Source organism: Enterococcus sp. C53 (assembly GCF_040887425.1).
Lineage (GTDB): Bacteria > Bacillota > Bacilli > Lactobacillales > Enterococcaceae > Enterococcus_B > Enterococcus_B hirae.
In genome coordinates this window covers 100,824-112,914 of sequence record NZ_JBFOFT010000003.1, presented here as the reverse complement: position 1 = coordinate 112,914, position 12,091 = coordinate 100,824, and the positions used below count along the sequence as shown (strand labels likewise).

Here is a 12,091-nt window from a genome sequence, read left to right as displayed (position 1 = left end):
AACGATGAAAATAAGTAACTATTGATTGGTGTCAGTAGTTTTCTTCCTTAATTACTCTTAACATGACCAATCACAGCATTTGCTTTAACTACCCCACTAGCATCCATCGTTAGCTTCGCCACTTTTTCACCATTGGTAAAAGCAACGATCAGATCTGATTGTTTGTTTGCCGATTGTAGTGCCACCAAGTCCATGGTTGCAATTAATTGACCACGTGCAACTTTTTGTCCCTCTTCAACGTAGATCGTAAAAGGCGCTCCTTTTAAGTTCACAGTATCGATCCCCATATGCAAGAGAACTTCAATTCCTGATTCCGTTTTGATACCAACTGCATGTTTCGTTGGAAAAATATTGATAATCGTACCAGCGATTGGAGCAAACACTTCGCCATTCGTTGGTAGAATCGCAAACCCGTCTCCCATCATTTTTTGTGAAAAGACATCATCTGCCACTTCTGTGATTGGCATTAGCTTCCCATTTGCTACCGCAAAAATATCTTGGTTTTGTGGATCAACGACTGTTTTGGTTGTCACAGTAGGCGTGGACTGAGCAGTTCCTTTGCCACTACTTCCATGAATTTTTTTCATTTCATCTGCAACAAATTGGACTTCCGTTCCAACGATCACTTGAATATTTTTGGCATCAATTACTTTCAGGCCTGGAACGCCAGTCGCTTTGATTTTCCCTTGATCAACTTTTGCCGTATCTTTTACATACAAGCGTAAACGTGTCGTGCAATTGTCAATGGAAACAACGTTCGCTGCACCACCTAATGCTTGATAAAGTTGATTAGCTAGCGTGGCAAATCGATTGTCACCAGTTGGCACTGTTCCTACTTCCCCATTTTCTGCAACTCCAGTATCTTCTTCACGCCCCGGAGTCATCAAATTGAATTTTTTGATGACAAATAAAAATGTAAAGTAATAAATCACACCCATCGCCAAGCCTAATACCAATAGCATTAATGGTTGATTGGCAATAGGTACACGTAAGCTTAAGAAGAAATCAATAAAGCCGGCGCTAAAATTAAAGCCCGCTGTCCAATGGAAGGTTGCTGCGATAAACATCGAAATCCCTGTTAAAGCAGCATGAACGACGTACAATGGCCAAGCGACAAACATAAATGAAAATTCTAACGGTTCAGTCACCCCTGTAAAGAAAGAAGCGAAAGCGGCAGCTAACATCAAAGATGCGGTCACTTTTTTCTTTTCTGGTCGCGCATATTGATAGATAGCAAGTGCACCAGCAGGTAACCCAAACATCATGACCGGGAAGAAACCAGCTTGGTACATACCGGTGACTCCTTTTACCCCTTCACTTGCCCAGAATTTACCGATATCATCAATTCCAGCTAAATTGAACCAAAAAACATTGTTCAGTGCATGGTGTAAACCAGTTGGAATCAGCAAACGGTTGAAGAAGCCATATAGACCAGCACCTAACGCGCCCATTCCAGAGATCAATTCACCGAAACTAACCAATGTATCATAAACTGGTGGCCAAACAAAAATCAATAAAGCAGAAATAATTGCCATTAAACCAGCTGTTACGATTGGTACTGCTCGTTTTCCACTAAAGAAAGATAACGCCATTGGCAATTTAACTCCGCTGAAGCGATTATACATCGCACCAGCGACTAAGCCTGCCAAAATTCCAATAAATACATTTTTATTATTGATTGCATCAAAAGCGATATTCACTTTTTCAACATCCACTTTAGTAAACAATGCGACAGAAGCACTATTGACTAATGTGACTGGTGCTAAAAAGGCTATCAATCCTGCCAATGCTGATGAACCATCTTTGTCCTTAGACATCCCCAATGCTAACCCAACAGCAAAAATGATTCCTAAATTATCTAAGACTGTTCCTCCAGCTTTGATCATAAAAGCAGCAAAAATGTTATTGCCACCCCAACCAGTCGGATCGATCCAATAACCAATCCCCATGAATAAAGCAGCTACTGGTAGGGTTGCTACTGGTAACATCAAGGAACGTCCCATTCGTTGTAAGTATGTTTTCATTTTGTTCTCCTATTCTGTTGTCCCTCGCAAGCGTTCGATATGAATAACTAAATAACCAAGTTCTTCGCTTGTAATAGACATTTGATATTGTTTAGTTAAAAGTACTCGAATTTTTTTTGCGACTGCATAACTTCCTGAATATTTTCGTTTGACTATCTCAATAATCTCCTCGTCTAAGACCGCATACTGCTGATTGTGATACCGTTGGATCAACAACCGAAGATGGTTTGCTAAACGAGAATAATTCAGTGCCATTTGTTCGGAATGGATATCGATCCTCAGCTCTTTTTCAATCAACTGGATAATTTCCGACACGATCGTGACTTCGCGAATGCTACGATGATTACTAGTTTGTCCGCTATGACCACTATGGATATGTATCGCTATATAACCCGCTTCATCATATGTATAAGGAATAGCTAAAGTGTGATTCAAATAATCAACTGCCCATTGCGCAATACTAAATTCTTCGTGGTACAGCGCCTCGATTTCTCGCAGTAATTTATTTCGAATAACAATTCCATTACGAATATTTTCAGCAGCAAAAGCAATATGATCCGTTAACGCGATCAACACATGCTCATTCAGCTTTTTCATTAAAACTGTTTCTGCATGATCAATAATGTGTTCAGCAGCAAAAAGAAACTTTTCGTCAATTTGATTCAGCAAACTTTGTAGTTTCATTTGACTTTCTGGCTCCATCACAAACATCCGCTCAATTTCTCGATGAAAAATCAAGTCATTGCGCTTTTTATCGAATCCAACACCTTTACCAATTGCGACCTTTTCTTGTCCATCGTCATCGACTAAGACCGCATTTTGATTAAAAATCTTTTTGATTTTCATAATAATAACCCTTTTTCTGCAGAATTAAAGTTACTTCATGAACCAATCATCCTTTATCAATCCTAAGCTTGACAACAAAAAAAGCATAGAAAAATTCCACCAAAGTCTCCTTATCGACGGAATCTTCCCATGCCTAGTATGATCTAGTCACATGAAAAATAAATATGTTAACGCTTTAATTTTATCGAGGGAACGTTTTTTTGTCAACATCTTTTTTCCTTTTGTCAAACAAAATGCTTTCATTTACTCAATAAAGTTTAAAATAAGCCATAAAAAAAGCCATGATGTCTAATGACACCATGACTTTTTATTGTCCGAATACAATGTTGCTTACAATTCAGTTGATCAAAGATTAAGCTTTGATTTCAGTAACGACACCGGCACCAACTGTACGTCCGCCTTCACGGATTGAGAATTTAGTACCGTTTTCGATAGCGATTGGGTGGATTAATTCAACTTCCATTGTTACGTTGTCGCCAGGCATAACCATTTCAGTTCCTTCTGGTAATTCAACAACACCTGTTACGTCAGTTGTACGGAAGTAGAATTGTGGACGGTAGTTAGTGAAGAATGGAGTATGACGTCCACCTTCTTCTTTTGTCAACACGTATACTTCTGCAGAGAATTTTGTATGAGGTGTGATTGTACCTGGTTTAGCTAAAACTTGTCCACGTTGGATGTCTTCACGTGCAACACCACGTAGTAAAGCACCAATGTTGTCTCCAGCTTCAGCGTAGTCTAATAATTTACGGAACATTTCAACACCAGTAACTGTTGTTTGAGCTGTTTCTTCTGCGATACCAACGATATCTACAACGTCACCAACGCGAACTTGTCCACGTTCAACACGACCTGTAGCAACAGTACCACGACCAGTGATTGAGAATACGTCTTCGACTGGCATCATGAATGGTTTGTCGTTGTCACGTTCTGGAGTTGGGATATATTCGTCAACTGCAGCCATCAATTCAAGGATTTTTTCTTCGTATGAAGCGTCGCCTTCTAAAGCTTTCAAAGCTGAACCAGCAACTACAGGAACATCGTCACCAGGGAATTCGTATTCTGTTAATAAGTCACGAACTTCCATTTCAACTAATTCTAGTAATTCTTCGTCGTCAACCATATCTACTTTGTTCAAGAATACAACGATGTATGGAACACCAACTTGACGAGATAATAGGATATGTTCACGAGTTTGAGGCATAGGACCATCAGCAGCAGAAACTACTAAGATAGCTCCGTCCATTTGAGCAGCACCAGTGATCATGTTTTTAACGTAGTCCGCGTGTCCTGGGCAGTCAACGTGAGCGTAGTGACGAGTGTCAGTTTCGTACTCAACGTGAGCTGTTGAAATTGTGATTCCGCGTTCGCGTTCTTCTGGAGCACCATCGATTTGATCGTAAGCCATAGCTTGGCCGCCGTTTTTCTTAGATAGTACAGTTGTGATTGCTGCTGTTAAAGTTGTTTTACCGTGGTCAACGTGTCCGATTGTACCAATGTTAACGTGTGGTTTAGAACGGTCAAATTTTTCTTTTGCCATTTTAAAATGTCCTCCTAAAAATACAATATATTTTTTATTTGTCTGATAGGTATGTGATAAACCAAAAGTCTATCACATGCCCATATCATCGATAATTATTTTACACGAAACTATATTAAAAATACAGTCTCTTTAGATAATCTGTCAAACAGACGATCTTGTTTTAAGAAATTATTCAGCTTTACCGCCGTTTTTCTTAATGATTTCTTCTTGGACTGATTTAGGAACATCTTCATAGTGGTCAAATACCATCATAAATGTACCGCGTCCTTGAGTTGCTGAACGCAATGTTGTTGCGTAACCGAACATTTCAGCCAATGGAACAATCGCATTAACGATTTGTGAGTTACCATGTGCTTCCATACCTTCAACGCGACCGCGTCGGCTAGTTACGTGTCCCATGATATCACCTAAGTAATCTTCTGGAACAGTAATCGTTACTTTCATCATTGGTTCTAAAATAACAGGACGTGCGTGTTTTGCAGCAGCTCTTAAAGCCATAGATGCAGCAACACGGAAGGCTGTTTCATTTGAATCGACGTCATGGTATGAACCATCGTAAAGTTTTGCTTTGATATCCACTAATGGATAGCCAGCAAGAACACCGTTATTCATAGATTCTTCTAGTCCTTTTTCAACAGCAGGGATGTATTCACGAGGAACGACCCCACCGACGATTGCATTTTCAAATTCGAAGCCTTTACCTTCTTCGTTTGGTGTAAATTCAACCCATACGTGACCGTATTGACCTTTACCACCAGACTGACGTACGAATTTACCTTCAGCTTTTGTTGCTTCACGGAATGTTTCACGGTATGAAACTTGTGGAGCACCAACGTTTGCTTCAACTTTAAATTCACGTTTCATACGGTCTACTAAAACGTCTAAGTGCAACTCACCCATACCTGAGATAACAGTTTCACCAGTTTCAACGTTTGTTTCAACTCGGAATGAAGGATCTTCTTCTGCAAGTTTTTGCAACGCAACACCCATTTTATCTTGGTCTGCTTTTGATTTAGGTTCAACAGCAACTTGGATAACTGGGTCAGGGAATTCGATTGACTCAAGAATAACCGGTGAGTCTAATGCACATAATGTATCCCCAGTTGTTGTATCTTTCAATCCAACAGCAGCGGCGATATCACCTGAGTACACTTTATCAATTTCTTGACGAGTGTTGGCGTGCATTTGTAGAATACGTCCGATACGTTCTTTTTTGCCTTTAGAAGCGTTCAATACATATGAACCACTTTCAAGGACACCAGAATAAACACGGAAGAAAGTTAGACGACCTACGAATGGGTCAGTCATTACTTTAAACGCTAATGAAGCAAAAGGAGCTTCATCGTCAGCTGGACGTGTTGTTTCTTCGTCTGTTTTTGTATCGATCCCTTTGATTGCTTCGATATCAACTGGAGAAGGCAAGTAATCAAGAACGGCATCCAACATTAATTGAACCCCTTTGTTCTTGAACGCTGAACCAGCTAATACAGGGAAGAATTCAACATTAATTGTTGCACGGCGGATACCAGCAATCAATTCTTCTTGTGTGATTTCTTCACCTTCAAGATATTTCATCATTAGTTCTTCGTCTGTTTCAGCAACAGCTTCGACTAATTTTTCGCGCCATTCTTGAGCTTGTTCTAAATATTCCTCAGGAATTTCAGTTTCTTGAATATCTGTTCCTAAGTCATTTGTATAGATTTCAGCTTTCATCTTAACCAAGTCGATGATACCAGTGAAGTTTTCTTCAGCACCGATTGGCAATTGGATTGGATGCGCGTTTGCTTGCAAACGATCATGCAATGATTTTACTGAGTACAAGAAGTCCGCACCGATTTTATCCATTTTGTTACAGAATACGATACGAGGCACTCGGTACTCAGTTGCTTGACGCCAAACTGTTTCAGTTTGAGGTTCAACACCTGACTGTGAGTCAAGTACAGTTACCGCACCATCTAATACACGTAGAGAACGTTGAACTTCAATTGTGAAGTCTACGTGTCCTGGTGTGTCGATGATGTTTACACGGTAACCTTTCCACTGCGCTGTAGTCGCAGCAGATGTAATTGTGATACCACGTTCTTGTTCTTGTTCCATCCAGTCCATTTGTGAAGCTCCTTCGTGGGTTTCACCAATTTTATGGATTTTACCAGTATAGTACAAGATACGCTCTGTTGTTGTAGTTTTACCTGCATCAACGTGAGCCATGATACCAATATTACGAGTTTTTTCTAGCGAAAATTCTCTTGCCATTTTCTTACTCCTCTCTTTATTTAAATCGATTGTAAATTGACTTTCTGCTGTCGTTTACCCCAACAGGCAGAGAGGATCTTACCAACGATAATGAGCAAATGCACGGTTGGCATCAGCCATTTTATGAGTGTCTTCACGTTTTTTAACAGAAGCACCAGTGTTGTTTGCAGCATCCATGATTTCTTTTGCTAAGCGTTCTTCCATTGTGTGTTCACCGCGCAAGCGAGCGTAGTTTACTACCCAACGAAGAGCTAAAGTTGTACGACGTTCAGGGCGAACTTCAACTGGTACTTGATAGTTTGAACCCCCAACACGACGTGCTTTAACTTCAAGAACAGGCATAACATTTTTCATAGCTTGTTCAAACACTTCTAATGGATCATTACCTGTAGATTCTTTAATCAAATCAAAGGCGTTATAAATAATACTAGCTGCAACACCGCGTTTTCCGTCAACCATTACACGGTTGATCAAGCGAGTTACTAATTTTGAGTTATAAATAGGATCTGGTAAAACATCACGTTTTGCAACAGGACCTTTACGTGGCATCCGTAACTCCTCCTTCCGAAATATTCTTCATAGTAATTGCCTTACTCTCTTAACATAGTAAGAACAAGTTTCATTTGTTTAATAATTAAAATTAAGCTTTAGGTTTTTTAGTACCGTATTTAGAGCGGCTTTGTTTACGGTCGTTTACACCAGCTGTATCAAGTGCACCACGAACGATATGGTAACGTACCCCTGGTAAGTCTTTTACACGTCCACCACGTAGTAATACTACGCTATGTTCTTGTAAGTTGTGACCAATCCCTGGGATATAAGCAGTAACTTCAATTAAGTTTGACAAACGAACACGAGCATATTTACGTAAAGCTGAGTTCGGTTTTTTAGGTGTCATTGTACCCACACGTGTTGCTACCCCACGTTTTTGAGGAGAGTTCACGTTTGTTTGAGTTTTCTTAAAGCTGTTATATCCTTTGTTCAAAGCAGGTGAATTAGATTTTTCCACCTTTGATTTACGAGGTTTACGTACTAATTGGTTAATTGTAGGCATTCCTTGTTTCCTCCTTCCCACGATTCGCGTCTAGTTCCACACATCCAGGTGGTTCTTTTTTTGCGATAAAAAATAAATGCAATTCTGCATCTTTATCAAATATGCTTTGATAAACAGTCAGCACGTCTCTTTACCAGAGACCTGTAGATAAAGCACCTTGGTTAGGATATCATGAATAAAGTACTCTGTCAACCAGTGTTATGTATTTTTTTTAGCCATTTGAAATTAAAAAAAGGACGCTATCTTTTTCCAATCATTCAATATAAAATAGCTATGAATAGAGACGAAAGAAAAGGTGGGAACAACAGATGAATTTGAAACAAGCAGCTGGAATTGAAGCAGCTAAATTTGTGAAGGACGGAATGATCGTTGGTTTGGGTACCGGTTCTACAGCCTATTATATGGTAGAAGAAATTGGTAGAAGAATGCGTGAAGAAGGATTAAACATCACTGGTGTCACTACATCGAATGCCACTAAAGAACAAGCAGAAAAATTAGGTATCCCTCTTAAGAGTATTGATGAAGTACCCGTAGTTGATCTCACGATCGATGGTGCTGATGAAATCAGTAAAGCATTTCAAGGAATTAAAGGTGGTGGCGCAGCATTACTTTTTGAAAAAATTGTTGCTACGTATTCAAAACAAGTCATCTGGATCGTTGATGAATCAAAATTAGTGGAGCAACTTGGGCAGTTCCCTCTTCCAGTAGAAGTGATTCCTTATGGCGCTCAACAATTGATGCGGATCTTTGATGAGAAAGGTTACCAACCTGTTTTACGTCAAACCGAAACAGGTCAGATAGTCAAAACAGACAGTGGTCATTACATTATTGACTTACATTTAGAAGTGATCAATGACCCTGAAGCTTTAGCAACGTACCTTGATCAACTGGTTGGTGTCGTTGAACATGGACTGTTTTTAAATATGGTTTCAAAAGTCGTTGTCGGCTCCGCACAAGGCGTATCAATTATCGACTCACCTCATCAAAAATAACAACCCTGATATTAGTTATAAAAATTAGCAAAAATAGTTCATTTTAAAAACATAAAAAAACTATCTTTTCAATGGACTTTATGCTACATTTTTACTGTTATCTATAGACAGAAAATCATTGCTAGAAAGGAATCACCATGAAGATTATTGGTTATGCACGCACAACCATAAATGATGTTGATCTTACAACACAAGTGGAGCAACTCTCTAATTTTGGTTGTCAGGAGATTTTTCACGAGACATACAAGTCTAAAGATGCGGTGTCTAATAATATTTGTTTAGAAAAAGTAATCAAGGAAATGCGACAAGGCGATACTTTAGTTATCTGTCAACTTCATCGTCTAGGGAAGTCCACTCGTCAGCTAACAGAACTCACACAATTATTCAAAGATCGTGGCTTACACCTAGTTAGTATCCAAGAAGAAATCGATACGCGTACACCGATGGGGAAAATCTATTTTCAACTAATGGAAGGATTAGCCATTATGGAGTGCTCTTTAATCAAGGAACGGACACTTGTTGGGTTAGATGAAGCACGTAAAAAAGGTAAAATCGGGGGTCGTCCAAAAATCGATCCAAAAACAATTAAAAAAATTCGTCGGCTTTATTATGAAAAAAAAGAAACGATCCAATTAATTTCTACTAAATGTGGTGTATCAGTCGGAACCTGTTATAAATATATCAATCTTCCAGAAAAAGAGATTCAGCAATTATCTTAAACGACTGCCTACATCTTGATATTCTTTCATTTAAAAATGGATTGGCGCAACAAACGCAGACTGTCTGCTAAAGACGAATCAACTGTATATAATGAATAGGTAGGTGGATCAATGACAGTGCAGCCATTGACCCACCTACCTCTGTTTATCTGTCACTGTAAGAATTATTTTTGTTTTTTTATCTGTCTATCTTCTGATTTTCCCTTTCATTAACTTCATTTTTCAATGGAAATCTAGTCAAAAAAATTGTACAATAAAGCAGAACTGAAATTTTCAGAAATATAACCTATTTTAAAGGAGAGCTAAACATGCCAAAATTAGTTTTTTCTCGTCATGGTCTTAGTGAATGGAATGCATTAAACCAATTTACTGGTTGGGCTGACGTAAACTTAGCACCAGAAGGAATCGAAGAAGCCAAAGAAGGCGGACGCAAAATCAAAGAAGCTGGAATTGAATTTGATGTTGCTTACACTTCAGTTTTAACTCGTGCCATCAAAACATGTAATTTGATTTTAGAACACTCAGATCAACTTTGGGTTCCTCAAATCAAATCATGGCGCTTAAACGAACGTCATTATGGTAAATTACAAGGATTGAACAAAAAAGAAACAGCTGAAAAATATGGAGATGACCAAGTACACATTTGGCGTCGTTCATACGACACTCTTCCTCCATTGATGGACGAAAGTGACGAAGGTTCTGCTGCAAACGATCGTCGTTATGCAATGTTAGACAAACGCGATATTCCTGGTGGCGAAAACTTGAAAGTTACTTTAGAACGTGCTTTACCATTCTGGCAAGACGAAATTGCTCCAGCTTTACTAGACAACAAAACTGTTTTAGTAGCTGCACATGGTAACTCTCTACGTGCTTTAGCAAAACACATCGAAGGAATTTCTGATGAAGATATCATGGATCTTGAAATTCCAACTGGTCAACCACTTGTTTATGAATTAAACGATGACTTGACAGTTGCTAAAAAATACTATTTATAATAAATAAAAAAAGTGGGCAAGCGATTCAATTGAATCACTCGCTCACTTCTTTTATTAATCTGCGATTGCTGTTTCTAATCCGACTTCGATCATTTCGTTAAATGTCGTTTGTCGTTCTTCTGCAGTTGTTTCTTCTCCGGTAAGCAAATGGTCACTCACTGTCATGATTGCTAATGTTTGGACATGATATTTTGCTCCCAAATAGTATAAAGCAGCTGCTTCCATTTCCACACCTAGCACACCTAATTCAGCTAATTTAAACGTTTCTGTTGAATCATCTTTATAAAATGAATCTTCCGAGAGAACATTTCCTACATGTGTGGTAAATCCTTTGTCTTTTGAAATTTCATACGCCTTCAACAATAAATTAAAATCACTGATCGGCGGAAAATGAAAGGCTTGGAAATTTTTCTCGATCATCGAAGAACTAGTAGCTGCTCCTTGGGCTAAAACAAGATCACGAACATGGACATCTTTAGATAATGCACCACATGTACCCACTCGTATCAATTTTTTCACACCGTATGAATGAATCAATTCATGGGCATAGATCGTTGCTGACGGCATCCCCATCCCCGTTCCTTGTACCGAAACACGTTCGCCTTTGTAGGTTCCAGTAAAACCTAACATCCCACGAACTTGGTTGTAACATACTGGATCTTCTAAAAATATTTCAGCAATATACTTTGCTCGTAAAGGATCGCCTGGAAGTAGTATTTTATCAGCGATCTCTCCTTGTTTTGCTTCAATGTGTACGCTCATCTGACACTCTCCTTGATTCAGTTATAGTAATACTAATACTTCTTTAATCAATGCCTTAAATGATTGTTTGACACGTTGCGTTGTTTCCACCACTTCTTCATGGTTAAGGTTCGCTTGCATGCCTGCTGCTAAATTAGTGATACATGAAATGCCGAGAACTTTCAATCCGCTATGTGCTGCAACGATCACTTCTGGCACAGTGGACATTCCGACTGCATCTGCTCCCATCGTACGTGACATCCGAATCTCTGCTGGTGTTTCATATGTTGGTCCAGAATAGCCCATATATACCCCTTCTTTAAGAGTCAAATCTAATTGGCTCGCAGCCTCTTTGGCTACTTCACGGTAAGTTAAGGTATACGCCTCGCTCATATCAGGGAAGCGTGGACCGATCTCATCTTCGTTAGGACCAATCAATGGGTTTTGACCTGTGAAGTTGATATGATCAGTAATCAACATCAAATCGCCAGGAACAAATGATTCATTTACCCCACCACTTGCATTCGTGACAATCACCGAATGAGCCTTTAATGCTGCCATTACCCGCACAGGATAAGTGACAGTTTGCATTGAATGACCTTCATAAAAATGGAATCGTCCTTGCATTGCCAGAACTTTTTTACCAGACAAGGTACCATAGACTAATTGACCAGCATGGCCGACAACTGTTGATGTTGGGAAAAATGGGATTTGGTCATAAGGAATCACGATCGCTTCCTCGATTTCTTCCGCTAACTCTCCTAAACCTGAACCTAAGATCAAACCAAAATCAATTTCTTTTACGCCCTTTTCTAGAATAAATTGAGTCGTTTCTTGTAACATTTCGCTTAATTGGGTCATTTACTTTCTCCTATTAACTATTTTTTTCTACAGAAGTCAAGAGGTTAGAAGCCCTGTCGTTCG

The 12,091-nt window shown here is 39.1% G+C and carries 11 protein-coding genes; 3 read left to right on the top strand and 8 right to left on the bottom strand.

Features of this window, described 5'->3' with window-relative positions; genetic code table 11:
* Nucleotides 1–47: 47 nt before the first annotated feature.
* The 6 genes from nagE to rpsL all read right to left on the bottom strand — a co-directional run bounded on the left by nagE (nucleotide 48) and on the right by rpsL (nucleotide 7,720).
* Nucleotides 48–2,024, bottom strand: coding sequence for an N-acetylglucosamine-specific PTS transporter subunit IIBC (nagE, locus tag AB3I42_RS05475; RefSeq protein ID WP_131773309.1), 1,977 nt, complete (start codon nucleotides 2,022–2,024; stop codon nucleotides 48–50).
* Between the two features lie 9 nt (nucleotides 2,025–2,033).
* Nucleotides 2,034–2,870 (bottom strand): PRD domain-containing protein, encoded by an 837-nt coding sequence (locus AB3I42_RS05470; protein ID WP_010736794.1) that lies wholly within the window; start codon nucleotides 2,868–2,870, stop codon nucleotides 2,034–2,036.
* Nucleotides 2,871–3,222: 352 nt separating this feature from the next.
* Complete coding sequence (tuf, locus tag AB3I42_RS05465; RefSeq protein WP_010720459.1) at nucleotides 3,223–4,410, bottom strand: elongation factor Tu; 1,188 nt, start codon at nucleotides 4,408–4,410, stop codon at nucleotides 3,223–3,225.
* A 171-nt stretch (nucleotides 4,411–4,581) separates the two neighbouring features.
* Nucleotides 4,582–6,666 carry an elongation factor G gene (fusA, locus tag AB3I42_RS05460; protein WP_010720460.1) on the bottom strand — a complete coding sequence of 695 codons (2,085 nt, stop codon included), beginning with the start codon at nucleotides 6,664–6,666 and terminating at the stop codon, nucleotides 4,582–4,584.
* A gap of 78 nt (nucleotides 6,667–6,744) precedes the next feature.
* Nucleotides 6,745–7,215 (bottom strand): 30S ribosomal protein S7, encoded by a 471-nt coding sequence (gene rpsG, locus AB3I42_RS05455; protein ID WP_010720461.1) that lies wholly within the window; start codon nucleotides 7,213–7,215, stop codon nucleotides 6,745–6,747.
* Nucleotides 7,216–7,306: 91 nt separating this feature from the next.
* Nucleotides 7,307–7,720 (bottom strand): 30S ribosomal protein S12, encoded by a 414-nt coding sequence (gene rpsL, locus AB3I42_RS05450; RefSeq protein ID WP_002294318.1) that lies wholly within the window; start codon nucleotides 7,718–7,720, stop codon nucleotides 7,307–7,309.
* 308 nt (nucleotides 7,721–8,028) lie between these two features.
* Here rpsL and rpiA point away from each other — a divergent pair, with 308 nt between their 5' ends.
* The 3 genes from rpiA (at nucleotide 8,029) to gpmA (ending at nucleotide 10,426) form a co-directional block, all read left to right on the top strand.
* Nucleotides 8,029–8,712 carry a ribose-5-phosphate isomerase RpiA gene (gene rpiA, locus AB3I42_RS05445; RefSeq protein ID WP_010736793.1) on the top strand — a complete coding sequence of 228 codons (684 nt, stop codon included), beginning with the start codon at nucleotides 8,029–8,031 and terminating at the stop codon, nucleotides 8,710–8,712.
* Nucleotides 8,713–8,849: 137 nt separating this feature from the next.
* Nucleotides 8,850–9,431: a recombinase family protein gene (locus AB3I42_RS05440; RefSeq protein ID WP_010720463.1), complete on the top strand. Its 582-nt coding sequence runs from the start codon at nucleotides 8,850–8,852 to the stop codon at nucleotides 9,429–9,431.
* 308 nt (nucleotides 9,432–9,739) lie between these two features.
* On the top strand, nucleotides 9,740–10,426 hold the full coding sequence (gene gpmA, locus AB3I42_RS05435) for a 2,3-diphosphoglycerate-dependent phosphoglycerate mutase (protein ID WP_010720464.1): 687 nt from the start codon (nucleotides 9,740–9,742) through the stop codon (nucleotides 10,424–10,426).
* Between the two features lie 54 nt (nucleotides 10,427–10,480).
* On the opposite strand, the gene deoD is transcribed toward gpmA, so the two are convergent.
* Together deoD and AB3I42_RS05425 are read right to left on the bottom strand one after the other, a co-directional pair.
* Nucleotides 10,481–11,188, bottom strand: a complete 708-nt coding sequence (deoD, locus tag AB3I42_RS05430) for a purine-nucleoside phosphorylase (RefSeq protein ID WP_204639680.1) — start codon at nucleotides 11,186–11,188, stop codon at nucleotides 10,481–10,483.
* Nucleotides 11,189–11,209: 21 nt separating this feature from the next.
* Entirely contained in the window at nucleotides 11,210–12,028 is an 819-nt protein-coding gene (locus AB3I42_RS05425; RefSeq protein ID WP_010736792.1) for a purine-nucleoside phosphorylase, read from the bottom strand.
* Between the last annotated feature and the right edge of the window lie 63 nt (nucleotides 12,029–12,091).

What these genes read in the sequence shown, in the direction of transcription:
- nagE (WP_131773309.1), bottom strand. Translation starts at nt 2,024, where the DNA reads ATGAAAACATACTTACAACGAATGGGACGTTCCTTGATGTTACCAGTA.
- AB3I42_RS05470 (WP_010736794.1), bottom strand. Translation starts at nt 2,870, where the DNA reads ATGAAAATCAAAAAGATTTTTAATCAAAATGCGGTCTTAGTCGATGAC.
- tuf (WP_010720459.1), bottom strand. Translation starts at nt 4,410, where the DNA reads ATGGCAAAAGAAAAATTTGACCGTTCTAAACCACACGTTAACATTGGT.
- fusA (WP_010720460.1), bottom strand. Translation starts at nt 6,666, where the DNA reads ATGGCAAGAGAATTTTCGCTAGAAAAAACTCGTAATATTGGTATCATG.
- rpsG (WP_010720461.1), bottom strand. Translation starts at nt 7,215, where the DNA reads ATGCCACGTAAAGGTCCTGTTGCAAAACGTGATGTTTTACCAGATCCT.
- rpsL (WP_002294318.1), bottom strand. Translation starts at nt 7,720, where the DNA reads ATGCCTACAATTAACCAATTAGTACGTAAACCTCGTAAATCAAAGGTG.
- rpiA (WP_010736793.1), top strand. Translation starts at nt 8,029, where the DNA reads ATGAATTTGAAACAAGCAGCTGGAATTGAAGCAGCTAAATTTGTGAAG.
- AB3I42_RS05440 (WP_010720463.1), top strand. Translation starts at nt 8,850, where the DNA reads ATGAAGATTATTGGTTATGCACGCACAACCATAAATGATGTTGATCTT.
- gpmA (WP_010720464.1), top strand. Translation starts at nt 9,740, where the DNA reads ATGCCAAAATTAGTTTTTTCTCGTCATGGTCTTAGTGAATGGAATGCA.
- deoD (WP_204639680.1), bottom strand. Translation starts at nt 11,188, where the DNA reads ATGAGCGTACACATTGAAGCAAAACAAGGAGAGATCGCTGATAAAATA.
- AB3I42_RS05425 (WP_010736792.1), bottom strand. Translation starts at nt 12,028, where the DNA reads ATGACCCAATTAAGCGAAATGTTACAAGAAACGACTCAATTTATTCTA.